This window comes from Acidihalobacter aeolianus, assembly GCF_001753165.1.
GTDB classification, from domain to species: Bacteria; Pseudomonadota; Gammaproteobacteria; order DSM-5130; family Acidihalobacteraceae; genus Acidihalobacter; species Acidihalobacter aeolianus.
This window is the reverse complement of the sequence record NZ_CP017448.1, coordinates 3,216,884-3,240,316: the sequence shown is the minus strand read 5'-3', so window position 1 is coordinate 3,240,316 and position 23,433 is coordinate 3,216,884. Positions and strand designations below refer to the sequence as shown.

Below are 23,433 nucleotides of genomic sequence, written 5' to 3'. Positions count from 1 at the left end.
GCCGCCGGCAATCGGTTTCTATGCTCCTGGGGTTATCGTTGCTGACCGTAACCCTCGCTTTCAGCTCGGTGGCACAGGCTGCAATTTACCGCTGGCGCGACGCTAACGGTATGGTGCACTACGATCAGTCGCTACCGGATGCGGCGGTTTCGCGGGGTTACGAGGTAATCAACGACGCCGGTGAGGTTGTCCGACGCGTACCCCCGCCGCCGACTGCCGCGCAGCGCGCACAGGAGAAGGCTGAGGCGGCAAAGGCCGCACAAACGATGGCCAAGAAAGAGGCTCGCGAGCGGCGCGACCGCATCCTTTTGGACACCTTCAGCAGCGTAGGGGACATCAAGCATATGCGCGACGAGCGCATCGATGCGCTCGACGTGCAGATCGAGCTGGCGCGTGATCGCGTGAAGCAGCTGAAAGGCAGTGGCGCTGCGGCACGTGCTTCTGCCGATGCCTCGCTACAGGACCTGTTGCGCCAGCGCGAACAGACCCGCCTTGAGTTCGAGGCGGATATCAAGCGCTTCCGTGAACTCAAGGGTCAGACCGCACCCTAACCGCGGATCTGGGTGCCGACGCCCTGGTCGGTGAACAGTTCCATGAGCAGTGCGTGCTCGACCCGTCCGTCCACGATGGTCGCCGTCTTCACTCCTGAATTAACCGCATCCAGCGCACACTCCACCTTGGGCAACATGCCACCGTGGATGGTGCCGTCGGCGATCAGGACAGCGACCTCGCGCGCGCTGACGGCGGTGAGTAACTCGCCTTTCCCGTCGAGCACACCGCGGGTATTGGTCAGCAGCATGAGTTTGTCGGCGCCGAGGATGGCGGCGATCTTGCCGGCCACGAGATCCGCGTTGATGTTGTAGGCGGCGCCGTCCTCGCCGACGCCGATGGGCGCGATTACCGGGATGAAGTCGCCGCCGTCGAGCATATGCACCACGGCTGGGTCGATCGCCGATACCTCGCCGACCTGGCCCAGGTCGACAAGGTCGCCCTCGATATCCGACGTCGCAGCCAGCAGCTTGCGCGCACGGATCAGGCCGCCGTCCTTGCCGGTCAGTCCCACGGCGCGGCCGCCCTGCTGGTTGATCAGGTTGACGATCTCCTTGTTCACCAGGCCGCCGAGCACCATCTCCACCACGTCCATGGTCTCTGCGTCGGTGACGCGCATCCCCTGTACGAAGCGCGATTCCTTGCCTAGGCGTTCCAGCAGCCGGCCGATCTGCGGGCCGCCGCCGTGTACCACCACCGGGTTGATGCCCACGTGCTTGAGCAGCACGATGTCGCGCGCGAAGCTGCGCTTGAGGCGGTCATCGACCATGGCGTTGCCGCCGTATTTGACGACGACGGTCTTGCCGGAAAAACGCTGGATGTAGGGCAGCGCCTCGATGAGGACGTCGGCAGTCTGCGTGGCGTCGTTTTGTTCCATATTTAGAACAGTTCGCTCTGTTTGCGGCTAGTGTGTTCAGATTGCGAATGGTTGGAGTAGGTCGACCAGTCTGGAACGTACTGCTCCGCCTGATTGCCCCATACGTGCCAGCCAGGGCGTGGGCCGCGCGCGAACATTTCTATATATGGACCTGGGCTACAGGCTTCAATCAATGGGTACTGTTCGTCTGGTTTGCGGCTGTGTTCGCGTTTCTGCGAGACGATGATATTTTCCTGGCTACGCCCGGGGTCCAGCGTGCGCGCGTTGCGTCCACGTACGCCGAACAGCAACATTTCGGTGACATTGCGAAAGTAGAAACCGACTCCTCGACGATCAGGCCCTCCGTCTTTGCGCACCTTGTACCAAACCAAATTGGTTTTGTAAGTGAATCCCCAGGCTTGCATCACGGCCATGCCCTCGGCTAGCAGCGCGTTGGGTACCCAGAGGTAAAGGTGTGCGGTGTCTTCAAGGAAGTCAGCGACGGGCAGCGCCTGGATTTCGGCTAGCGGTAGCGTTGGGTAACGCGCGAGGCGCTTATGCTCGGGTGCCATCTTGCCCGTGCGGTTGGTGAACTGCCATGGCGGGTCGGCCAGTACAGTGGCGAATTTCTGTTCCCCGATGCTCGCTAACAAGTCATCTCGTGCCGTTATGCTCATTTATTCGTCCTCTATATAGAGTTCGGGTTTTATGCCGAAGACAAGTACCGGACATCCACCCCCGCCGCCACCCTCAATGCGTGGCAACAGCTTACTCATGTGTGTGGTCGATGCGCCATATGATGAGCCGCGGCCAAGTCGGTTGAAGATGTCTTGCAACGCATCGCAGCGAGTAATAATGACGCCGATACTGATCGCACGTAACTCGAACAACAGGCGGAAGTTGTTCAAGTCGCGGTCGAAAAATGGGTCCTTGTTGTTCCATTCGATCTCAAGTGCGATACGGTTCTTGAAGCAGTCGACCTTATGCGTCGGTGTTTCCATGGTGTTGTCGTCGACAACCATACGGGTCTGGAAACCCTTTTCTAGCCAACCACGCTCAGCTAGAAAACCATCAATGAAGCTTGCCACTCTCGATTTACGTCCGCCCGGTTCGACAATCCAACTGCGATAAAGCCGAAAGGCATCCAGTACGGCAATCAGGTCATCCCACTCCTGTGCGAAATCAGCGTGGAAAATGGCTGCCGCATGCTTCCACTCGTGAACTTCGTAGTTTTGGCGGATGTTTTCCGGAAGGAGTTCGATGCTCATATCAAGGTCCACATTCAGAAAGGTAGTTTCAGGGAAGGCTCCACGGTCAGTATCTGCGTGCGGAATACGTTCTGAATGCGGGCCAGCGCGGTCGCATCGTCGGCCTCGAAGCGGATCACGAGGCTCGGCGTGGTGTTGGACGGACGCACCAAGCCCCAGCCGTCGGTGTAATCTGCGCGCAGGCCATCGATGGTGGTCAGCGTGGCATCGCCGAAATCGGCCTGTTCGCTCAGCTTGTGCATGAAGGCGAAATGGGCCCCTTCCTCGGCGAAGAGCACGTTGAGTTCCGGGGTATTGAGGCTGTCGGGCAGGGCGGCGAACACCTCGGTCGGTGTGCGCGGGTCATGGCTGAGGATCTCGAGCAGGCGTGCGGCGGTGTAGAGCGCGTCGTCGAAACCGTACCAGCGTTCCTTGAAAAAGATGTGTCCGCTCATCTCGCCGCCGAGCAGGGTGCCGGTCTCGCGCATCTTGGCCTTGGCCAGCGAGTGGCCGGTCTTCCACATCAGCGGTTTGCCGCCATGTGCCGCGATCTGGTCTCCGAGGTGTTTCGAGCACTTGACGTCGTAGAGGATGGTCGCGCCGGGATTGCGCGAGAGCACGTCGGCGGCGTAGAGCATCATCTGGCGGTCGGCCCACACCACGCGCCCTTCGGGGTCGACCACGCCGAGGCGGTCGCCGTCGCCGTCGAAGGCGAGTCCCAGGTCGAGCCCATGATTGCGCACCCGCTCGATCAGGTCGGTGAGATTCTCGGGCTCGGACGGGTTCGGGTGATGGTTGGGGAAATGCCCGTCGATTTCGCAGTACAGCCGCTCGACGCGGCAGCCGAGCCGTTCGATCAGGCGTGGGGCGAGCTCGCCGGCAACGCCGTTGCCGCAGTCCACCGCAAGGCTGAGCGGTCGCGCCAGCTTCACGTCGCCGGCGATGCGCGCGAGATAGCGTTCGGCGACGTCTTCTTCGCGGCGCGTCCCGGTGCCGTGAGTGAAGTCGTCGGTTTCAATACGCGTGCGCAGAGCCTGGATGGTGTCGCCGTAGAGGGTTTCGCCGCCGATGACCATCTTCAGGCCGTTGTAGTCGGGCGGGTTGTGACTGCCAGTGACAGCGACGCAGGTGCGCGTGCCGAGGGCCTCGGCGGCATAGTAGACCACCGGTGTCGGCACACAGCCGACGTCGATCACGTCCATGCCGCTGGCTAGCAGTCCCTCGGCGAGCGCGGCGATCAGCCGCGGGCCGCTGAGTCGGCCGTCCCGCCCGATCGCGACGGCCTGCTGGCCGCGTGCCAGCGCGGCACTGCCGAAGGCCTGGCCGATGAGCCGGGCGGCGGATTCTGTGAGATCGCGGTCGACCACGCCGCGGATGTCGTAGGCGCGGAACAGGGTGGGACTGATCTGGCTCATCGGGCTTCCTTGTGTCGCTCGGTTGTCGCGGGGATCAGTGGCGGCCGGTGTGGCCGAAGCCGCCGGCGCCGCGAGTGCTGGCGTCGAAGTCCTCGACGATGTCGAACTCGGCCTGCACCACGGGCACGAACACCAGCTGGGCGATGCGTTCGCCGGGCTGCACGGTGAAGCTGTCCTGGCCGCGGTTCCAGCACGAGACCATAAGCTCGCCCTGGTAGTCGGAATCGATCAGCCCGACCAGATTGCCGAGCACGATGCCATGCTTATGGCCGAGGCCGGAGCGCGGCAGGATGGTGGCGGCCAGGCCCGGATCGCCGATGTGGATGGCGATACCGGTGCGGATCAGCGCGGTGTCGCCCGGCGCGAGTTCGAGCGGCGCGTCCAGGCAGGCGCGCAGGTCCATGCCGGCGGCGCCGTCGGTGGCGTGTGCGGGCAACGGGAAGTCGCGGCCGACCCGCGGGTCGAGAATCTTGAGTTCAATCTTGCGCATGGCGTGCGGGATCTTCCTTGAGCGGATGGATGTGGCGGTAGCGCTCGGCGACGAGCGCGACGAGTTCGCGGGCGAGGTCTTCCTTGGAAGCGCGCGGTAGACAGCGGGCGCCCTCGTCCCACAATACCTCCAGCGCATTGTCGCTCTGCTCGATGCCGAGACCATCGCCGACGCGGTTGGCGGCGATCATGTCCAGCCGCTTGGCGGCGAGCTTGGCGCGCGCGTTGGCGAGCAGGTCGTCGGTCTCGGCGGCGAACCCCACGCAGAAGGGCCGCGGCCGGTGCGCGGAAACCTCGGCGAGGATGTCCGGCGTGCGTTCGAGCGCGAGGGCGAGCGTGTCGGCAGTCTTCTTGAGCTTGTGCGTGCTGGCGGCGGCGGGCCGGTAGTCGGCCACCGCGGCGGCGGCGACGAAGAGATCGGTCGACGGCAGCACGCTCAGCACCGCGCGGTGCATGTCGGCGGCGGTCTCGACATCGACGCGGCTCACGCCGCGTGGCGTTGCCAGGGCGACGGGACCGGCGATCAGCGTCACCTGGGCCCCGGCGGCGCGCGCTGCGGCAGCGATGGCGAAGCCCATGCGGCCCGAGCTGCGGTTGGCAATCACGCGCACCGGGTCGATGGGTTCCCGCGTCGGGCCGGCGGTGACGGTGACGCGCACGCCGGCCAGCGGGCCCTTGTACTCGCCCAGTGCGGCGAGAATCTCGGCGGGTTCGAACATGCGCCCGGCGCCGATCTCGCCGCAGGCTTGATCGCCTTCGGCGGGGCCCAGCAGGGCGATGCCGCGGGATTCGAGCAGCGTGCGGTTCGCCTGCGTCGCCGGATTGGCCCACATCACGCGGTTCATCGCCGGGGCGAGATACAGCGGCGCCTCGGTGGCGAGGCACAGGGTGGCGAGCAGGTCGTCGGCCAGCCCGTGCGCGAGGCGCGCCATGAAGTCGGCGCTGGCGGGGGCGACGAGCACGGCGTTGGCCCAGCGCGCCAGCTCGATGTGTCCCATGCCGGCCTCGGCACGTTCGTCCAGCAGTGTGGTGTGTACGGGATTGCCGGACAGCGCCTGGAAGGTCAGCGGGGTGACGAACTCGCAGGCGGCCGCGGTCATCGCCACGCGGACCTCGCAGCCGGCCTTGACCAGCAGGCGCGTCAGCTCGCAGGCCTTGTAGACGGCGATGCCGCCGGTGACCCCCAGCAGGATTCGAGAATGCGCGAGTGGTGTCGACATGCAAATGTGGCCGGCCCGGACCCGGGCAGTTTAGCAAATGCGAGCGCTACGGACCCGGCTAAGGGTGCCAGTAGCCGCGGTGGTACAGCCAACCTCTGCCTCGGTGTTCCCAGTATCCAGGCACCCAGCGCGAGCGTGGATGGGGTGGGCGGGCCCAGTGACCGCCGTACCACTGCCAGCGGCCGACCCAGCTCCAATGTCCGGGTACCCAGATGGCGCCGGCATAGGGGCGTGGAGCCACCAGTTCGATTCGTGGTGGCGGTGGGCCGGCGCGAACCACCATGCCCATGCCGGGGGGGCCGGGGAAGACCGGCACACAACCTTCGAGCAGAGCCGCCAGGGACAGCCCAATGGCAGGCAACAGCGTGCGCAGGGTGAACCAACGAGTGCTTCGGCGGGGATTTTTCATGGTATCCGCCTAAACTAGTAGAGCGGTTGTTCGGTCACCACGAGTAAAACAAAAAATACCGACCGGCACCCACAACCACCATAGGAGTATTGTAATCATGGTCCCCGAAAACATGCATTTGCTCGAATATATCAAGGGTTCGCCCATAACCCAGGACCTCACGCCTTCCGATTGCGAAGTGCTTGAAGGCATCATGGGTCTGCGCCAGGTCGGCGAAGGCGATGTGGTGCTGCGCGAAGGCGAGACGGATCACACCCTCTACGTGGTCGCCGAGGGGCGTATCCGGGTGGTGCAGGAAGTGGCGCGCGGCGAGCCGCTGGTGCTGCACGTGATGGGTCCTGGCGGACTCTGCGGCGAGATGGGCTTCGTCGACGGCGCGCCGCATTCGGCCACGCTGATCACCGAGTGCGATTCGGTGCTGCTGTCGCTGGAGCGTTCGGCCCTCGAGTCCCTCGTTCAATCGCATCCACATGTCGTCTATCACGTGATGCGCGCGATCGTGCGTCTCGGTCACCAGGTACTCAAGCGCATGAACCATCATCACCTTGAGATGAACAAATACATCACACAAGCGGGCGGATATTCCTGAGACTACAAAACGCACAGGGTTGCATGGGGTTCGCAATCTCGGTGCAAGGGGGGGCGATGGGCATCAAAGACTGGCCTGCCGGCGAGCGACCACGTGAGCGTCTGCTCGCACGTGGCGCGGAATCGCTGGGCGACGCCGACCTGCTGGCAATCTTTCTGCGTACCGGGGTACGCGGCAAAAGTGCGGTCGACCTTGCCCGCGAGCTGCTGGCCGAATTCGGCGGCTTGCGCCCGCTGCTTGCGGCGCCGCGAGAGGATTTTTGCCGCGGCAAGGGACTAGGCGAGGCGAAATACGTGCAATTGCAGGCGGTGCTGGAGATGGCGCGGCGGTATTTGTGGGAGGAACTCGAACGCGGTGGGACGATCGACGGTCCTGACGCTGCCGGGCGCTATCTGGCCGCGCGTCTGCGTGACCGGCCGAGCGAGGCCTTCGCCTGCCTGTTTCTCGACGGGCGGCATCGTGTCATTGCCTGCGAGGAGCTGTTCCAGGGCACCATCGACGGTGCCAGCGTGCACCCGCGGGAGGTCGTGCGTCGTGCGTTGCATCACAATGCCGCGGCGCTGATCGTGGCGCACAACCACCCCTCCGGCGTGGCCGACCCGAGTGCCGCCGACGAGGCGATCACGCGCCGGCTGCGCGAGGCCCTCGCCCTGGTCGACGTGCGCCTGCTCGATCATCTGGTGGTTGGCGAAACGGTGGTATCGCTCGCCGACCGCGGGCTCATGTAGCGTCGGCGGCGACCGAACCGACGGGCGAGGCGAGGACGGCGGCCAGGGTTTCGAGCAGGCGGTCCACCTGCTCGGGTTCGTGTGCGGCGCTCAGGGTGATGCGCAGCCGCGCCTGGCCTTCCGCGACCGTGGGTGGACGGATGGCGGGCACGAGGATGCCCTGCGCCCACAGCGCGTCCGCGACTGCCAGCGCCTGTGCGCTGTCGCCGATGAGGATGGGCTGGATGGGCGTGTCCGAGGGCATCAGCGTCAGGCCGAGCGCCGCGGCGCCGCCGCGCAGGCGGACGATCAGTTCGCTAAGGCGTTCGCGGCGCCATTCCTCCTCGCGCGCCAGCGTCAACGCCTGCAGTGTCGCCTCGGCGAGTGCGGCGGGCATTGCGGTCGTGAACAGGTAGGTGCGGGCCGCGCCGATCAGGTATTCGATCAAGTCCTCGTCGCCGGCGACGAAGGCGCCGGCGGTGCCGAGGGCCTTGCCGAGGGTGCCCATCAACACCGGGGCGTCTTGCTGACCCAGGCCGTAGCGGGCCAGGGTGCCGCGCCCGCCGGATCCGTGTACGCCGATGCCGTGGGCGTCGTCCACCATCAGCCAGGCGCCGCATTCGCGTGCGGCCTCTACCAGGGCGGGCAGCGGGGCGACGTCGCCGTCCATGCTGAACACGCCGTCGGTGAGCAGCAGGGTGTCGCCTTCCGCGCGGGAGAGCTGGCGGCGGGCGGAGTCGACATCGGCGTGGGCGTAGCGTAAACGTTTCGCTCCGGAGAGCGTGCCGGCGTCGATCAGCGAGGCGTGGTTCAGGCGGTCCTCGACCACGCTGTCGCCGCGGCCGACCAGGGCGGCAACCGTCCCCAGGTTGGCCATGTAGCCGGTGGAAAAGAGCAGCGCGCGCGGCCGGCCGACGAATTCGGCCAGCGCTTCCTCGAGCGCGTGGTGTGCGCGTGAGTGCCCGTTGATGAGGTGCGCCGAGCCGCTGCCGGTGCCGTAGGCGAGGCTGCCGCGACGCAGCGCCTCGGCGATTGCCGGATGGCCGGCGAGGCCGAGGTAGTCGTTGCTGCAGAAGCTCAGGATCTCGCGTCCGTCGATGCGCTGCAGCGGTCCGGCTGGTCCTTCGACCTGACGGCGGAAGCGTTGCAGTCCGGCGGCGCGACGCGCCTCCAGCCGCTGGTGCAGGTCGAACATGCCTCAGGCCCGTTGCGCGGACGCGGTTTCGGCGGTTCCGCGGTGGGCCGGCGCGGCGTGAATGCCTAGCCGGCGGAACAGTTCGCGGTCGCGATCCGCTTCGGGGTTGTCCGTGGTCAACAGCTTTTCGCCGTAGAAGATTGAGTTGGCGCCGGCGAGGAAGCACAGGGCCTGCAGCTCGTCGCTCATGTCCAGGCGCCCGGCGGAGAGGCGTACGTGGCTCTGCGGCATCAACAGACGGGCGGCGGCGATGGTGCGTACGAATTCGAGCGGATCGATTGCCTCGATGCCATGCAGCGGCGTGCCCTCGACCTGCACCAGATTGTTGATCGGCACCGATTCGGGATGACGCGGGAGATTGGCGAGCTGCTGCAGCAGGCGGGCGCGATCGCGGCGCGACTCGCCCATGCCGACGATGCCGCCGGTGCACACGCTGATGCCGGCCTCGCGTACGTGTGCGAGGGTGTTCAGGCGGTCCTCGTAGACGCGGGTGGTGATGATCCTGCCGTAGAACTCGGGCGAGGTGTCGAGGTTGTGGTTGTAGTAGTCGAGGCCGGCGGCCTTCAGGCGTTCGGCCTGACGGGCCTCAAGCATGCCGAGGGTCACACAGGTCTCCAGCCCTTCCGCACGGACGGCCGAGACCATCTCCGCGACGCGTTCGAGGTTGCGGTCGGTGGGGTTGCGCCAGGCCGCGCCCATGCAGAAGCGGGTCGCGCCCTTGGCCTTGGCCGCGCGCGCCTCGGCCACGACTTCTTCCAGCGGGAGGAGGCGCTCGCGTTCCAGTTCGGTGTGGTGGTGTGCGCTCTGCGGACAATAGGCGCAGTCCTCGGGGCAGGCGCCGGTCTTGATCGAGAGCAGGCTGCTGACCTGTACGGCGTTGGGGTCGAAGTGCTCGCGGTGGGTCTGCTGAGCCGCGAAAAGCAGGTCGTTGAAGGGCTGGTCGAACAGGGTTTCGATCTCTTCGATCGCCCAGTCGTGGCGGGTCGTGTGCATGGTCATTCCGGCGTCTGTGCAGTGGGCGCGAGGGGGGTATCCTCCCAGCATTCCCGGTGGATGCGGATCAGGTCGTAGATCGACCAGGGGATCATGATAGCCGCGGATACCCCCCAGTAGATCAGAAAATGTGACAGCCGGGGCGGGAAATAGGTGCCGGCGACGATCAGGAATCCGGTCATGGCGTAGAAGCGGTAAGCGGCGATCTGGGTGTAATGGCCGACCCGCGGGTTGGGATGCTGGCGGTTCATGGCGTAGATGAACATCGAGGCGCCGAACCAGAAGATCACCAGCGGAAACGGCAGCAGAAAGGCCGCGATGTTGCCATAGTTGAACAGAGTCGCGGCGTTGCGCGCCGAGCGGGCGCTGATCGATCTGGGTGTGGCGCTGGCCTCGGTCATGCACGGCCTATCTGACGTGTGTGAGGGGAGTCTAACGGCGGACTCTGTCATGTCAACTTGGGGGGGGCGCTATGGATCATGGGTCGGCACGCAGGCTGTGGGGTGGTTTCCTGGAGCGGCTGTATCCGCAGGTTTGCGCGTTGTGCGGCGACGCCGGTCAGCCCGGCCTCGACTTGTGTGTGGGTTGCGAGGCCGATCTGCCACGGGTGGAGCAGGCCTGTCCGTCTTGCGGCAGACCCTTGCCGGCGGAGGCGGCGGGCAGCGTGTGCGGCCGCTGCGTACGCCGACCTCCGCCCTACGCCGCGGTCTACGCCCCATACCGCTATGCGCCACCGGTCGACCGGCTGATAGCGGAGTTCAAGTTTCGCGGCAGGCTCGCCAATGCCCGTCTGCTCGGCGAGCTGTTCCGGCGTGCGGCCGTGGCCGATGGGCGACGCCCGCCGCCGTTGCTGATCCCGGTTCCGCTGCATACGGCCCGCCTGCGCGGGCGCGGCTACAACCAGTCGCTGGAGCTGGCACGCGAGCTGGCACGCCATTTCGGGGTGCGGGTCGAGGCGTTCGGCGTGCGCCGTCAGCGGGCCACGCCGCCGCAGATGACGCTCCCGGCCCGCCGCCGGCGCGCCAACGTGCGCGGGGTCTTCGCGATGCGGCGCGGGCGGCGTCTGAGCGGGTCGGTGGCGATCGTCGACGACGTGATGACCACCGGGGCCACGGTCGAGGAACTGGCCCGCGTGCTGCGCCGTGCGGGTGCCAGTCGCGTGGAGGTGTGGAGCTTTGCGCGTGCCGGTCAGGCACGCAGCAGATAGGACAGGACGATGCCGGCGAATACTGTGAAACCGAACCAGTTGTTGTGCATGAAGGCGCGGAAGCAGAATTCGGGCACGCGATAGGCGATGAGCAGTTGCTGGTAGACGAACATGCCCGCTGCCACGACCAGGGCGAGGGCGTAGGGCCAGCCCAGATGCGCGTCGCGACCGATCAGATAGAGCGCGACCATCATCATTACCTGCAGCACGCCGATGATCAGCCGGTCGGCGTCGCCGAACAGGATGGCCGTCGACTTGAGCCCGATCTTGAGATCGTCCTCGCGGTCGGCCATGGCGTACATGGTGTCGTAGATGGTCGCCCACAGTACCGCGGCGATGAAGATCAGCCAGGCGAGCGGGCTGGGCCATGCGCCGGTCTGTGCGGTCCAGGCCATGGGCACGGCCCAGCCGAAGGCGGCGCCGAGATGCACCTGGGGCAGGTGGTGAAAGCGCTTCATGAAGGGATAGCTCGCCGCCAGCGCGACCCCGCCGAAGGAGAGGTACACCGTCTCCCGGTTCATGCTCAGCACCAGCAGGAAGGCGACCAGGCTGAGCGCCAGGAACACGCCGATCGCCTCGATGGGGCGGATGCGGCCGGCGGCCAGCGGGCGTTGGCGGGTACGGGCGACGTGGCCGTCGAAGTCGCGGTCGGCGAAGTCGTTGATCGCGCAGCCGGCCGAGCGCATCACCCAGGTGCCGGCGAGAAACACCACGAGCACCCAGGGATCGGGGCGGCCGTCGGCGGCGATCCACAGGCACCAGAGCATGGGCCAGACCAGCAGCAGCGCGCCGATCGGGCGATTGGCGCGCACGAGCAGCGCATACTGCCACAGGCGCTCGCGGAGCGGATGTCCCGGCCGGAGTGCGGCGAGTAGAGGGTTGGTGTCGGCCATGGCGCATGACTTTCGCACCCCGGCACCCTCAAAATCAAGCGACGCACCTCATCGCTTCGCATAACGGGGTAAAGTGCGCATTTGCGTATTTCCATGGAGGTACAGATGAGCAACGAACCGCGGCATTTCGATCTGATCGCCATCGGCGGCGGCAGCGGCGGGCTGTCGGTGGCCGAGCGCGCGGCCCGTTACGGTGCGCGTTGCGCGGTGGTCGAATCGCGCCGCCTGGGCGGTACCTGTGTCAATGTCGGCTGCGTGCCGAAGAAGGTGATGTGGTACGGCGCCAGCCTCGCGCATGCGCTGAAGGACGCACCCGGTTACGGCTTTTCAGTCGGCGAAACGGCCTTCGACTGGGCCGAACTCAAGGCCAAGCGCGATGCTTACGTCAGCGGCATCAACGGCTGGTACGTCACCTATCTGGACGATTCCGACGTCGCGCTCATCCGCGGTCAGGCACATCTCGTCGATGCACGCACGATCGAGGTAGATGGTGTTCGCTACACCGCCAACCACATCGTGCTGGCCACCGGCGGAGAGCCGGTGATACCGGAAATCGAAGGCGCGGATCTCGGCATCACCTCGGACGGTTTCTTCGAACTCGAGCATCTGCCCGACCGCGTGGCCGTGATCGGCTCCGGTTATATCGCTGTCGAACTGGCCGGGCTGCTCAACGCACTGGGTACGGAGGTTTCCCTGTATCTGCGCGGCGAACATGTGCTGCGCCGTTTCGACAGCCTGCTGCGCGAACATCTGACCGAGGCGATGCTCGATGCCGGCGTTTCCGTATTCCCGCGTGCACGGATCGAGTCGCTACAGCGCGATGACGACGGGCGGTTGTCGCTGCATTGCGTCGACGGACGCATCTCGGGCGGTTTCGAGACCGTGCTGTGGGCGGTCGGGCGCCACCCGGCCGTGGCCGGCCTGGGTCTGGAGGCGCTTGGCGTGATTCAGGATGAAGAAGGGCATGTGGTCGTCGATGCCTACCAGAACACCAATGTGGCAGGGGTCTACGCGATCGGCGACATCACCGGACGTGTGGAACTGACCCCGGTCGCCATCGCGGCCGGGCGGCGGCTCGGCGACCGGTTGTTCGGCGGGCAGCCGGAGCGGCGGCTCGACTACGAGAATATCGCCACGGTGGTGTTTACTCACCCGCCGATCGGCACCGTTGGGCTCACCGAGGACGAGGCCCGCGAGGTGCATGGCGATGCGGTCAAGGTCTATCAGACCAGCTTCACCTCGATGTATTACGCGATGACCGACCACGCGGTGAAGACGGCAATGAAGCTCGTCACCGTGGGGGCGCGGGAAAAGGTGATCGGTTGCCACATCATCGGTCCGGGAGCGGACGAGATGCTGCAGGGCTTCGCGGTCGCGATACGCATGGGTGCGACTAAGCACGATCTCGACGATACCGTGGCGATCCACCCGACCAGCGCCGAAGAACTGGTCACGATGCGCTAGCGCATTACGGGGGCGGCGCGGCGGCCGGGTACCGCCGCGCCGCTTGAACCTCAGCCTTGTGGAGGCTGGCTGATCGGGACCAAGGTGATGGTGACGCGGCGGTTCATCGCGCGGCCCTGCGCCGTGGCATTGGATGCGATCGGATTGGATTCGCCATAGCCCATTACCTGAAAACGCTGGGCCTGCACGCCCTGTGCGACCAGATAGTTGGCCACCGACTGCGCACGCTTGACCGAGAGTTGCTGGTTATAGGCGGCGGTGCCGGTGCTGTCGGTGTAGCCGCCGACGTCGATGGCGGTCTTCGGGTAGTGGATCAGGACCTTGGCCACCGAGTTGAGCACAGGATAGAACTGCGAGGCGATCTGATATTGATTGGTGGCAAAGGTGATGTCACCCGGCATGTTCAGGATGATGTCGTTGCCGCTGCGGGTCACGCTGACGCCGGTGCCCTGCAACTGCTGGTGCAGTTCCGCCTGCTGGCGATCCATGTAATAGCCCACCGAGCCGCCGGCGATGGCGCCGAGCGTCGCGGCGAGCGCGGTGTTGCGGCCGGGCTTGCCGAGGTTGTTGCCGAGGATGGCGCCCGCCACCGCGCCGATGCCCGCGCCGATGGCGGTGTGGCTGACTTCCTGTTGTCCGGTGTAGGGATTGGTGGCGCAGCCCGCGAGGCCCAGGGTGATCGCCATCGCCGAAACGGGGACCAATCTACGCAGCGTCATGATGCTTTCTCCAGAGGATTCGGGTTGTTGGTCAACGCGGGTCTCACACCGCTCGCTCAAGCATAGGCGGCGCCCAGAAAGGTGCGCAAGTCGGCGATGACGGGCGGCGTCTGCGGGCGGACGCCACGCCAGATGCGGAAGGATTCGGCCGCCTGTTCGACCAGCATGCCGAGTCCGTCGACCGCGCGCACGGCGCCGCATGAGGTGGCCCACTGCATGAACGGCGTGGCCACATCGGCATAGACCATGTCGTAGGCCACGGTGCCTTCGCAGATCAATCCTTCGGGTAGATCGATGGCGCTGCCGCTCAGGCTGGCCGCAGTGGCATTGACGATGAGATCGAAGGGGGGCTCGCCGGCCAGTGCGTCGAGGGCCGTGCCCCGGATCGGGCCGCGGGCTGAAAAGTCGGCGGCCAGCCGCGTCGCGCGTTCGGCACCGCGATTGGCGACCAGCAGCAGCTCGGGAGCCTGGTCGAGCAGGGGGCCGGCGACGCCTCTGGCTGCTCCGCCTGCGCCCAGCAGCAGGATGCGGCGGCCGGTGAGCGCAAGCCCCAGGTTGGCCGTGAGGTCCGTGAGCAGACCGACGCCGTCGGTGTTGTCGCCGCGGATGCCCTCGGCAGCGTCCAGCGTGAGGGTGTTGGCCGCGCCGGCGGCCCGCGCGGCCTCGCCGAGCGCGTCGGCCAGGCGCCAGGCCTCCTCCTTGAACGGGACGGTCACGTTGAGGCCGCGTCCGCCGGCCTCGCGGAAGCGGCTTACGACAGCGGCGAAGCCGTCCAGCGGCGCCTCGATGGCGATATATTCGAGCGCCTGCCCGGTCTGTGCCGCGAACGCGCGGTGGATGCGCGGCGACAGGCTGTGCGCGACGGGGTGCCCAATCACCGCATACTGGTCGGTTGCTCCGGTCATGCGCGTGCCGTCAGCGGGTTTCCCTGAGCCAGCGGGCCGCGTCCATGGCGTAGTAGGTGAGAATGCCATCGGCGCCGGCACGCTTCATCGACAGCAGGGTCTCCAGCACGCAGGCGCGTTCGTCCAGCCAGCCGTTCTGGGCCGCGGCCTTGAGCATCGCGTACTCGCCGCTGACGTGGTAGACGAAGGTCGGCATGGCGAAGGTCTCCTTCACCCGGCGGACTATGTCGAGATAGGGCAGGCCTGGCTTGACCATGACCATGTCGGCGCCCTCGGCGATGTCGAGTGCAGTCTCGCGCAGGGCCTCGTCGCCGTTGCCCGGGTCCATCTGGTAGGTCGACTTGCTGCCCTTGCCGAGGTTGGCGGCCGAGCCCACGGCGTCGCGGAACGGGCCGTAGAAGGCGGAGGCGTACTTGGCCGAGTAGGCGAGGATGCGGGTGTGGATATGACCGGCGGCCTCGAGTGCCTCGCGGATGCGGCCGATACGGCCGTCCATCATGTCGGAGGGGGCGACGACCTCGGCACCCGCTTCGGCGTGGGACAGCGCCTGGCGTACGAGCACTTCCACCGTTTCGTCGTTGAGCACGTAGCCCGAATCGTCGAGCAGACCGTCCTGACCGTGGCTGGTGAAGGGGTCGAGCGCCACGTCGGTGACGATGCCGAGCTCCGGCACGGCAGACTTGAGCGCGCGCACGGCGCGCTGGGCGAGGCCCTCGGGATTGTAGGCCTCGGTGGCGTCCAGGCTCTTGTGCTCCGGTGGGGTGACCGGGAACAGCGCGAGTGCGGGGATGCCGAGTTGGGCGGCCTCGGTGGCGCGTTCGACCAGCAGGTCGATGGACAGGCGCTCCACCCCGGGCATCGAGGCGACCGCCTCGCGGCGACCGCGGCCCTCGAGCACGAACACCGGGTAGATGAGATCGTCGGCTGCCAGGCGGTTTTCGCGCATCATGCGGCGGGAGAAGTCGTCGCGGCGCATGCGGCGCGGGCGGGTCAGCGGATAGTGGGCGGGTTCGCTCATGTCAGGGTTCCTGTGTGTGCTTCAGGGCGTTTCGGTCAGCCAGTCGCGCGGGTGGAGGTAGCGCTCGTACAGGCGTGCCTCGGCGCTGCCGGGTTCGGGTGTCCAGGCATAGCGCCAGCGCACTTCGGGCGGCAGCGACATCAGGATCGATTCGGTGCGGCCGCCCGACTGCAGGCCGAACAGGGTACCGCGGTCGTAGACCAGATTGAACTCGACATAGCGGCCGCGGCGGTAGAGCTGGAAATCGCGTTCGTGTTCGCCGTAAGGCGTGTCCTTGCGGCGCTGCAGGATGGGCAGGTAGGCGTCGAGGTAGCCGTCGCCGACGCTGCGCATGAAGGCGAAGTCGCGCTCGGCGTCGCCGCTGTTGAGGTCGTCGTAGAACAGGCCGCCCACGCCGCGCGGTTCGTTGCGATGGCGCAGGAAGAAGTATTCGTCGCACCAGGCCTTGTAGCGCGGGTAGACGTCGTCGCCGAACGGGGCGCAGGCCGCCTGCGCCGTGCGGTGCCAGTGCACGCAGTCCTCGTCGAAGCCGTAGTAGGGGGTGAGGTCGAAACCGCCGCCGAACCACCAGACCGGTTCGGCGTCGTCGCGCTCGGCGATGAAGCAGCGCACATTGGCGTGCGAGGTGGGTGCGTACGGGTTGCGCGGATGGATCACCAGCGAGACGCCAAGCGCCTGGAATCGTCGGCCGGCGAGCTCTGGGCGGTGTGCACTGGCCGAGGGGGGCAGGCGGTCGCCGCGGACGTGGGAGAAGTTCACCCCGGCCTGCTCCAGCACCGTGCCGCCGGCGAGCACGCGACTGCGTCCGCCGCCGCCCTCGGGCCGCTCCCAGGCGTCGGTGATGAAGCGAGCCTCTTGGTCGACGTCCTCCAATGCGGCGCAGATGCGATCCTGCAGACTCAGCAGGTATTCGCTGATGGCGCCGATGTCCGGTGCGGTTGATGCTGACATGTGCGTTCCTTCAGGGGCGAAGCACGGCCCCGCTCAGTGCATCGCGGATTTCGCTCGGGCGGTCACGGCCGCCGAGCGGGCCTTCGAGATAGTAATCGATGCTGTCGCCGAATTGCGCACGCAGCTCGTCGAGATCACGTGCCGTGGGCCGGCCGCTGAGATTCGCGCTGGTGGAGACGATCGCGCCGCCGAAGGCACGGCAGAGTGCCGCGGCAACGGGGTGCGCGGTGACGCGCACCGCGATGCCCGCGTGTTCGCCGCGCAGCAGCGGATCGACGGTCGGTGCCGCGGGCACGATCCAGGTGTGCGGGCCGGGCCAGCTGGCTAGCATGCGCGCGCGACAGCCGGCGGGCATCTTGCCCATCCATCCGGCGAGTTGGTCGACCTCGGCAGCGATCAGGATCAGGCCCTTGGATGCTGGCCTGCGCTTGGCTTCTAGGAGGCGCTCCAGCGCAGCGGGGTTGCCGGGGTCGCAGCCGATGCCGTGGACCGCCTCCGTGGGATAGATGACGAGGCCGCCCTCGCGCAGAACCTTAGCGGCGGCCTCCAGCGATGCGGGAGCGGGTTGCGGTCCGGACATGGGCGAAGCCGCTCAGCGCTGCCGCGCGGTAGCCCTGTTCTTGGCTTTCTCGCTGCTGTCGGCTGACTTGCGCTTGGCGCGCGGTTTGGCCGCAGTGGCGGCCTTTGCCTTCGGGGCGGCCTTTTTCTTTGGTGTCGCTTTCTTTGGGGCGGCCTTGTCGCTGGCCGCCGCCTTGGCCTTGGCTGCACCGCGTCGGGCCTTCTTGACCGGTGCGGTGGCAAGCAGCGCTTCGCAGGCGGCGAGATCGAGCTGCTCCGGCTCGACGTCCTTGGGTATCCGGGCGTTGCGCTCGCCGTCGGTGACGTAGGGGCCGTAGCGGCCGCGCAGCACCTCCACGGCAGGCGCGTCCTCGCGCTCGAAGTGATGGATCACGCGCTCGGCCTCGAGGCGCTCCTTTTCCTCGATGAGCACCAGTGCGCGTTCCAGCGTGATGGTATAGGGGTCGTCGTCGCCCTTGATCGAGCAATATTTCGTGCCGTATTTCACGTAGGGGCCGAAGCGACCGATGTTGGCGTCGATCGATTTACCTTCGGCCGTTTCGCCGAGATGCCGCGGCAGATCGAACAGCTTGAGCGCTTCCTCGAGCGTGATCGTATCCATCTTCTGCCCAGGGCGCAGACCGGCGAAACGGGGCTTGTCCTCGTCGTCGCGGCTGCCGATCTGGGCGAAGGGTCCGTAGCGCCCCATGCGCACGCTGACCGGCTTGCCGCTCTCGGGGTCGATGCCGATTTCGCGTGCCTGCAGGGCCTCGTCGCGGCTCACCGACTGCGCGCGGTCCTCGACCTGGGCATGGAAGTTCTCCCAGAACTCGCGCAGCACCGGGATCCAGTTCTTCTCGCCGCGGGAGATTTCGTCCAGCGAATCCTCCATGCGGGCGGTGAAGTCGTAATCCACGTAGCGCGTGAAATGCTGCGTCAGGAAGCGGTTGACCACGCGTCCGACATCGGTCGGGTAGAAGCGGCGGCTTTCCAGTTCCACATACTCGCGGCTCTGCAGGGTAGAGATGATCGCAGCGTAGGTGGAAGGCCGGCCGATGCCATGCTCCTCCAGAGCCTTCACCAGGCTCGCTTCGCTGTAGCGCGGCGGCGGCTCGGTGAAATGCTGTTCGGTGAGGATGTCTTCCAGCGGCAGGCTGTCGCCCTCGGACATCACCGGCAGCAGGCGATTGTCGTTTTCCTGTTCGGCGTCGTCCAGCCCTTCGCGGTACACGGCCATGAAACCGGGATCGCGCAGTGCCGATCCCGTCGCGCGATACATGTTGCCCTCGCCGCCCGCGAGATCGACGCTGACCGTATCGAGCGTGGCGTGGATCATCTGGCAGGCGACGGTGCGCTTCCAGATCAGTTCGTAGAGGCGGAACTGGTCCTGGGTCAGCCGTGCACGCAGCTCTTCGGGCAGACGTGCGGCCGAGGTTGGGCGGACGGCCTCGTGAGCCTCCTGCGCGTTCTTGGATTTCGTGCGGTAGCGGTTGGGACTGGCCGGCACGGCGTCCTTGCCGTAGCGCTCGGCGATCAGCGTGCGGATCTCGGCCACGGCCTCGTCGGCGAGGTTCACCGAGTCGGTACGCATGTAGGTGATCAGGCCGATCGGCCCGGCGCCGAGATCGATGCCCTCGTAAAGGTTCTGCGCCACCTGCATGGTGCGTCGCGTGCTGAAGCCGAGCTTGCGCGCGGCTTCCTGCTGCAGGGTGGAGGTGGTGAAGGGCGGGGCCGGGTTGCGGCGCCGCTGCTTCTTTTCCACCTTGGCGACTTCGAGGTGCCCGGAGGCCGCCGTCAGCAGCGACTCACGCGTGGCATCCGCGGCATTCACATCGCCGATGTCGAATTGTTCCAGCTTGCGCCCGCCCAGATGGGTCAGGCGCGCGGAAAACGGGGTATCCGGGTGCGTCAGTCTGGCATCCACGGTCCAGTATTCCTGGCGCACGAAGCGTTCTATTTCCTCTTCGCGCTCCACGATCATGCGCAGAGCCGGACTCTGCACGCGTCCGGCGGAGAGACCGCGACGGATCTTGCGCCAGAGCAGCGGGGAAAGGTTGAAGCCGACGAGATAGTCGAGCGCGCGACGCGCCTGCTGGGCGTCGATGAGGTCGTTCGACAGGGTGCGCGGGTGGCTGATCGCGTCGTTGACCGCCTGGCGCGTGATTTCGTAGAACGCCACGCGGTGCACCGGCTTGTCCTTCAGTTTGCCGCTTTCGCGCAGGATTTCGTATAGGTGCCAGGAAATGGCCTCGCCCTCGCGATCGGGGTCGGTGGCCAGATAGAGATCGTCAGCCTGCTTGAGCGCCTTGGTAATCGCATCGACGTGTTTCTGGTTGCGCGGAATGACTTCGTAGCGCATCGCGAAGTCCTGTGTCGGATCGACCGCACCTTCCTTGGGCACGAGATCGCGCACGTGGCCATAGGAGGCGAGGACTTCGAAATCCTTGCCCAGGTACTTCTTGATGGTTTTTGCCTTGGCGGGCGATTCAACGATGATCAGGTGCTTGCCCATGACGTCCTTGCGTGCGGTTTGGCCTAGTGCAGGTAGGAGGGCGTTTCTTCGAACACCAGATCCTCAAGTTCGTTGTACGCCAACTCACGGTCGGGATGGTTGAACAGGACCATCAGCACGACCCATTTCAATTGTTCCAGGTCGATTTCGTCCTCATCCAGTGCCATGACCCGGTCGATGACCAGTTCGCGGGTGGCGGGTGTAAGTACTTCGCTTTGCTCCAGGAATAGCAGAAAACCGCGCATTTCGCTGTCGAGTCGCGTTTGTTCCACGGCCGTATACATGCGCAGCGAGGGCCGTACGGTGTTGACCAGCGGGGCTTCATGTTGCTCGGCTAAGCCATCGAGCCACTCGAAAGCACGGTCGATTTCGCTGCTGGGAAAGCCGGCGTCGATCAAGCGTGATTCGAGCTGTTCTCGATCCGCTTCTTGGTCTTCCATATCCTCGTCGACGTATTGCTCGAAGAGGTACATGAGAACATCCAGGACGGATTCTTTCATTCGCTGTCTCAGTCGCCTTGCGGTGTGCGGACGTAGCGCCCGCCGTCCACAGCAGCCACTTGTCCACGAAGCTCAAGTATCAGCAGCATGGAGGAAACGGCCTCTGCGGTCAATCCGCATCGCTCAACCAGCATATCCACTCCGACGGGATCGAAACCCATCGTCTGGAGCAGCCGTGAGTGCTCATCGTCATTTCGCTGAACTACGGCGGCGGGTGGGATCACGGTCGTGCCTGGCGACCATTGCCGGCCTATTTCCTCGAGTACGTCGGCAGCCGTTTCCACCAGTTTTGCGCCCTCGCGGATCAGCCGGTGACAGCCGCGCGACATGGGATTGTGGATCGAACCGGGGATGGCGAATACCTCGCGACCTTGCTCGGTTGCGAGTCGGGCGGTGACTAGCGATCCGCTTTGCCGTGCAGCTTCTACCACGAGTACGCCGAGGCTGAGCCCGCTGATGATGCGGTTGCGTCGGGGGAAGGCGCTCCGTGAAACATGCGTGCCGAGCGGCGCCTCGGAAATCATGATGCCACTCTGAACGATACGGCGAGCGAGGCCCCGATGGGCGGCCGGGTACACACGATCCAGGCCGGTGGCCGCGACCGCTATGGTGATGCCTTCGGCATCCAATGCACCCTCATGGGCCGCGCCGTCGATGCCAAGCGCAAGACCGGAGGTGATGCCGAGTCCGGCGCCGGCAAGATGCTTGGCGAAGGCGTGGGCGATGTCGCGTCCATTGGGGCTGGGGTGGCGCGTGCCGACGATGGCTAGTTGCGGATGATGCAGCAGCTCGCAGTCACCCATGGCGTAGAGCAGAAGCGGTGGGTCGGGGATTTCCCTGAGTGCCGGGGGGTAGCGGATGTCGGTCAGCGGAATCAGGTGCCTGTCTGCGCCATCGGCCCAGGCCAGGTCGGCGTCGACATCGATTGTGGAGGCGGTTTCGAGGGTGCGGAGGATATCGGCGGAAAGGCCAGCCTCGGCGATGATGCGGGCGGAGGCGTTAAGGGCCGATTCGGGGCCGCCTGCGACCGTCAGCAATCGACCGGCGCTCCGCGCGCCAAGGCCGGGCGCGCGGAGCAGTCGTAGCCAGGCGGCCAGTTCGCCGTCGGCCATATGAGGGTCAGGGGTTGTGAACCAGATCGCCCACCATGATGGGGTCGGTAGCGGACATGACCAGGGCGTAGCTGATGCGTTTGAAGGTGCGGAACACCATGACCAGACCAACTTTTTGGTTGGGCAGGCGTACGTCGCGTGATTCCTGGCGGGTTGCATAACGGTCGACGATCATGCGGCCGTACTGGTCGACGGCCAGCACATCACCACGTCTTAGACCATCGCGCGTTCCGGTATCGAGAACCACGACCTGGTATTGCCCGACCATGCTGATTGAATTGAACAGGGCGATCACCTGCGCATTGATCGTGGTTTTCGGCGCGGTCGGCATGAAGGTGTAGTTGTAATGCTTGCGCACCAAGGGCAGCAGGCGGTCGCCGGCGGTCACCTCCTCGCGGGTATGTTCCAGGATGCCGGTCGCGATCCGACCCCGCTTGAGGATGTGGATGTCTCCCAGATAAAGCACCTGATGGCCGATCACTTCACCGGTCTTGGGGTCCTTGAGCACCCCGCCCGGGCGGTAGACGCTGTACCAGTTCTGCTTTGCATCGGACTTCAGCCCACGCACGTACACGCGGTTGCCGCTGTCATAGAGAATTCTGCTGTCTGCGGCGGCGACGATATGCGGCGCCTTGTCGAATATGTCCACAGGCACGACACGTGGGTGCACCAGGAACGGCGTGATCGTCTGGATCGGGATCGGATGCTCGGTCTTCGGCAGCTTTTGATATTCGACGCTGGGCTTGAGCACGACGGTCTTGATGCTGCTGACGCGCGGCCCGCCGGTCACGCTGATCCGCGGCTGTCCGTTGACGTAGTAAAGCGTCAGCACGTCACCCGGATAGATCCAGTGAGGATTCTTGATGTGCGGGTTGTCGTACCAGATTTCCGGCCAGTTCCAGGGCGTATTGAGGAAGCGCTTGGCGATATCCCAGAGCGTGTCGCCCTTTTTCACCACGTAGTGCTTGGGCGCGGTCGGCTTGATCTGGATCGGCTGGGCCGCGGGCACGGGTGCCGGAGGCAGCGGCTTGGCCGCCGGCGCCGGAGGAGGTGCGGGAGGTGCAGCCGGCTTCTGGGGTGCGCTGGCGCATCCGGCCGTAAGAAGCGTTACAATCATCAGTGACGCCGGGGCGGTGGCGGTCAGGCGGAATCGCAGGGCCAGCATTCGGGTCCCCCTTATGGCATTCTGTTTATATGTCAGGGCACGGTGCTTACGCGCAGGATTATGCCATTTGCCATGGCGTCTGGTCAGCCTATACCGTAAGCTGATCATTACTTTAGCAGAGATTCATGCAAGACTGCACGAATTAACTTCGGTACTGTTGTGATGGCTATTCTCGATATTCTGCATTTTCCTGATACACGCTTGCGCACCAAGGCCAAGCCAGTGCAAGAGGTTGACGATGGAATTCGGCAGATCGTCAAGGACATGTTCGAGACGATGTATGCCGCGCCGGGTATCGGGCTTGCTGCGACACAGGTGAATATCCACCGCCGGATCATCGTCATCGACATTTCCGCCGAGCACGATCAGCCATTGTGTTTGATCAATCCCGAGCTCATCGCGTTGGATGGCGAAGAGGAGATGGAAGAAGGCTGTCTGTCCGTACCCGGCTACTACGAAACCGTGCGTCGCGCCGAGCGCGTGCGGGTGAAGGCGAACAACGAGTCCGGCGAAACATTTACTCTGGACGCGGATGGCCTGCTGGCCGTTTGCATCCAACACGAAATCGATCACCTAGATGGCAAGCTGTTTGTCGATTATCTTTCCCCGCTTAAACGCAACCGTATCCGTTCCAAATTGGAGAAGCAGTCCAGATACGAGGCGCAGTCGGCCCGTGAGGCGACACCTGCCGTCTGAACGTATCCGTCAGGTCTTTCCCGATTCCGCTTCTTCGGGAGGACGGCTCAGTGAAATCATGATG

At 65.5% G+C, this 23,433-nt stretch carries 26 protein-coding genes; 6 read left to right on the top strand and 20 right to left on the bottom strand.

From position 1 onward, the window contains the following. The first annotated feature begins 20 nt into the window (after positions 1–20). Positions 21–551: a DUF4124 domain-containing protein gene (locus tag BJI67_RS15135; protein ID WP_070073746.1), complete on the top strand. Its 531-nt coding sequence runs from the start codon at positions 21–23 to the stop codon at positions 549–551. On the opposite strand, the gene argB is transcribed toward BJI67_RS15135, so the two are convergent. The 7 genes from argB to BJI67_RS17585 are packed head-to-tail and all read right to left on the bottom strand — an operon-like array spanning position 548 to position 6,185. Then, the gene (gene argB, locus BJI67_RS15130) at positions 548–1,426 is read right to left on the bottom strand and encodes an acetylglutamate kinase (RefSeq protein WP_070073745.1); all 879 of its coding nucleotides are present in this window, start codon (positions 1,424–1,426) and stop codon (positions 548–550) included. The two genes, BJI67_RS15135 and argB, sit on opposite strands and share 4 nt — an antisense overlap. A 2-nt stretch (positions 1,427–1,428) precedes the next feature. Beyond that, positions 1,429–2,082, bottom strand: coding sequence for an MT-A70 family methyltransferase (locus tag BJI67_RS15125; RefSeq protein ID WP_070073744.1), 654 nt, complete (start codon positions 2,080–2,082; stop codon positions 1,429–1,431). Beyond that, positions 2,083–2,673: a BglII/BstYI family type II restriction endonuclease gene (locus BJI67_RS15120; RefSeq protein WP_070074201.1), complete on the bottom strand. Its 591-nt coding sequence runs from the start codon at positions 2,671–2,673 to the stop codon at positions 2,083–2,085. It lies immediately after the preceding gene. Positions 2,674–2,687: 14 nt separating this feature from the next. After that, positions 2,688–4,067: a phosphomannomutase/phosphoglucomutase gene (locus BJI67_RS15115; RefSeq protein WP_070073743.1), complete on the bottom strand. Its 1,380-nt coding sequence runs from the start codon at positions 4,065–4,067 to the stop codon at positions 2,688–2,690. Positions 4,068–4,101: 34 nt separating this feature from the next. Continuing rightward, positions 4,102–4,557, bottom strand: coding sequence for a dUTP diphosphatase (gene dut / locus BJI67_RS15110; RefSeq protein ID WP_070073742.1), 456 nt, complete (start codon positions 4,555–4,557; stop codon positions 4,102–4,104). Next, on the bottom strand, positions 4,544–5,776 hold the full coding sequence (coaBC, locus tag BJI67_RS15105; RefSeq protein WP_070073741.1) for a bifunctional phosphopantothenoylcysteine decarboxylase/phosphopantothenate--cysteine ligase CoaBC: 1,233 nt from the start codon (positions 5,774–5,776) through the stop codon (positions 4,544–4,546). Before coaBC ends, dut begins: the two co-directional genes overlap by 14 nt. Positions 5,777–5,834: 58 nt before the next feature. After that, positions 5,835–6,185, bottom strand: a complete 351-nt coding sequence (locus tag BJI67_RS17585) for a hypothetical protein (protein ID WP_156782170.1) — start codon at positions 6,183–6,185, stop codon at positions 5,835–5,837. 97 nt (positions 6,186–6,282) lie between these two features. On the opposite strand from BJI67_RS17585, the gene BJI67_RS15100 reads away from it, so the two are divergent. Continuing rightward, on the top strand, positions 6,283–6,774 hold the full coding sequence (locus BJI67_RS15100) for a Crp/Fnr family transcriptional regulator (RefSeq protein ID WP_083250931.1): 492 nt from the start codon (positions 6,283–6,285) through the stop codon (positions 6,772–6,774). A 56-nt stretch (positions 6,775–6,830) separates the two neighbouring features. Then, positions 6,831–7,502 carry a RadC family protein gene (gene radC / locus BJI67_RS15095; RefSeq protein WP_070073740.1) on the top strand — a complete coding sequence of 224 codons (672 nt, stop codon included), beginning with the start codon at positions 6,831–6,833 and terminating at the stop codon, positions 7,500–7,502. On the opposite strand, the gene bioF is transcribed toward radC, so the two are convergent. The 3 genes from bioF to BJI67_RS15080 are packed head-to-tail and all read right to left on the bottom strand — an operon-like array spanning position 7,495 to position 10,070. After that, entirely contained in the window at positions 7,495–8,676 is a 1,182-nt protein-coding gene (gene bioF, locus BJI67_RS15090; protein WP_070073739.1) for an 8-amino-7-oxononanoate synthase, read from the bottom strand. The genes radC and bioF overlap by 8 nt on opposite strands. 3 nt (positions 8,677–8,679) lie before the next feature. Beyond that, entirely contained in the window at positions 8,680–9,669 is a 990-nt protein-coding gene (bioB, locus tag BJI67_RS15085; RefSeq protein WP_070073738.1) for a biotin synthase BioB, read from the bottom strand. Between the two features lie 2 nt (positions 9,670–9,671). After that, positions 9,672–10,070 carry a hypothetical protein gene (locus BJI67_RS15080; RefSeq protein WP_070073737.1) on the bottom strand — a complete coding sequence of 133 codons (399 nt, stop codon included), beginning with the start codon at positions 10,068–10,070 and terminating at the stop codon, positions 9,672–9,674. Between the two features lie 71 nt (positions 10,071–10,141). Here BJI67_RS15080 and BJI67_RS15075 point away from each other — a divergent pair, with 71 nt between their 5' ends. Next, a complete protein-coding gene (locus BJI67_RS15075; RefSeq protein WP_070073736.1) occupies positions 10,142–10,876 on the top strand; it encodes a ComF family protein in 735 nt (244 codons plus the stop codon). Here BJI67_RS15075 and ubiA read toward each other — a convergent pair. Next, the gene (gene ubiA / locus BJI67_RS15070; protein WP_070073735.1) at positions 10,858–11,769 is read right to left on the bottom strand and encodes a 4-hydroxybenzoate octaprenyltransferase; all 912 of its coding nucleotides are present in this window, start codon (positions 11,767–11,769) and stop codon (positions 10,858–10,860) included. The genes BJI67_RS15075 and ubiA overlap by 19 nt on opposite strands. A gap of 105 nt (positions 11,770–11,874) precedes the next feature. Between ubiA and gorA the strand changes: the two genes are divergently transcribed. After that, complete coding sequence (gorA, locus tag BJI67_RS15065) at positions 11,875–13,233, top strand: glutathione-disulfide reductase (protein ID WP_070074199.1); 1,359 nt, start codon at positions 11,875–11,877, stop codon at positions 13,231–13,233. A 50-nt stretch (positions 13,234–13,283) separates the two neighbouring features. Here the strand turns inward: gorA and BJI67_RS15060 are convergent, their stop codons facing one another. Genes BJI67_RS15060 through BJI67_RS15020 form a run of 9 tightly spaced genes read right to left on the bottom strand, consistent with a single transcriptional unit; the run spans position 13,284 to position 22,673 of the window. Next, entirely contained in the window at positions 13,284–13,952 is a 669-nt protein-coding gene (locus BJI67_RS15060; RefSeq protein WP_083250930.1) for an OmpA family protein, read from the bottom strand. A 56-nt stretch (positions 13,953–14,008) separates the two neighbouring features. Beyond that, a complete protein-coding gene (aroE, locus tag BJI67_RS15055; protein WP_070073734.1) occupies positions 14,009–14,857 on the bottom strand; it encodes a shikimate dehydrogenase in 849 nt (282 codons plus the stop codon). Positions 14,858–14,867: 10 nt separating this feature from the next. Beyond that, positions 14,868–15,875: a porphobilinogen synthase gene (gene hemB, locus BJI67_RS15050; protein WP_070073733.1), complete on the bottom strand. Its 1,008-nt coding sequence runs from the start codon at positions 15,873–15,875 to the stop codon at positions 14,868–14,870. A gap of 21 nt (positions 15,876–15,896) precedes the next feature. Then, positions 15,897–16,826 carry an oxygen-dependent coproporphyrinogen oxidase gene (gene hemF, locus BJI67_RS15045; protein ID WP_070073732.1) on the bottom strand — a complete coding sequence of 310 codons (930 nt, stop codon included), beginning with the start codon at positions 16,824–16,826 and terminating at the stop codon, positions 15,897–15,899. Positions 16,827–16,836: 10 nt separating this feature from the next. Then, positions 16,837–17,406 (bottom strand): L-threonylcarbamoyladenylate synthase, encoded by a 570-nt coding sequence (locus BJI67_RS15040; protein ID WP_070073731.1) that lies wholly within the window; start codon positions 17,404–17,406, stop codon positions 16,837–16,839. Positions 17,407–17,418: 12 nt separating this feature from the next. Next, the gene (locus tag BJI67_RS15035; protein WP_070073730.1) at positions 17,419–19,896 is read right to left on the bottom strand and encodes a DNA topoisomerase I; all 2,478 of its coding nucleotides are present in this window, start codon (positions 19,894–19,896) and stop codon (positions 17,419–17,421) included. A gap of 23 nt (positions 19,897–19,919) precedes the next feature. Next, entirely contained in the window at positions 19,920–20,396 is a 477-nt protein-coding gene (locus BJI67_RS15030; protein WP_070073729.1) for a DUF494 family protein, read from the bottom strand. An 8-nt stretch (positions 20,397–20,404) separates the two neighbouring features. Continuing rightward, positions 20,405–21,508: a DNA-processing protein DprA gene (dprA, locus tag BJI67_RS15025; protein ID WP_070073728.1), complete on the bottom strand. Its 1,104-nt coding sequence runs from the start codon at positions 21,506–21,508 to the stop codon at positions 20,405–20,407. 7 nt (positions 21,509–21,515) lie between these two features. After that, entirely contained in the window at positions 21,516–22,673 is a 1,158-nt protein-coding gene (locus tag BJI67_RS15020; protein WP_156782169.1) for a LysM peptidoglycan-binding domain-containing protein, read from the bottom strand. Between the two features lie 162 nt (positions 22,674–22,835). Here BJI67_RS15020 and def point away from each other — a divergent pair, with 162 nt between their 5' ends. Further along, complete coding sequence (gene def / locus BJI67_RS15015; RefSeq protein WP_070073727.1) at positions 22,836–23,369, top strand: peptide deformylase; 534 nt, start codon at positions 22,836–22,838, stop codon at positions 23,367–23,369. The last annotated feature ends 64 nt before the right edge of the window (positions 23,370–23,433 follow it).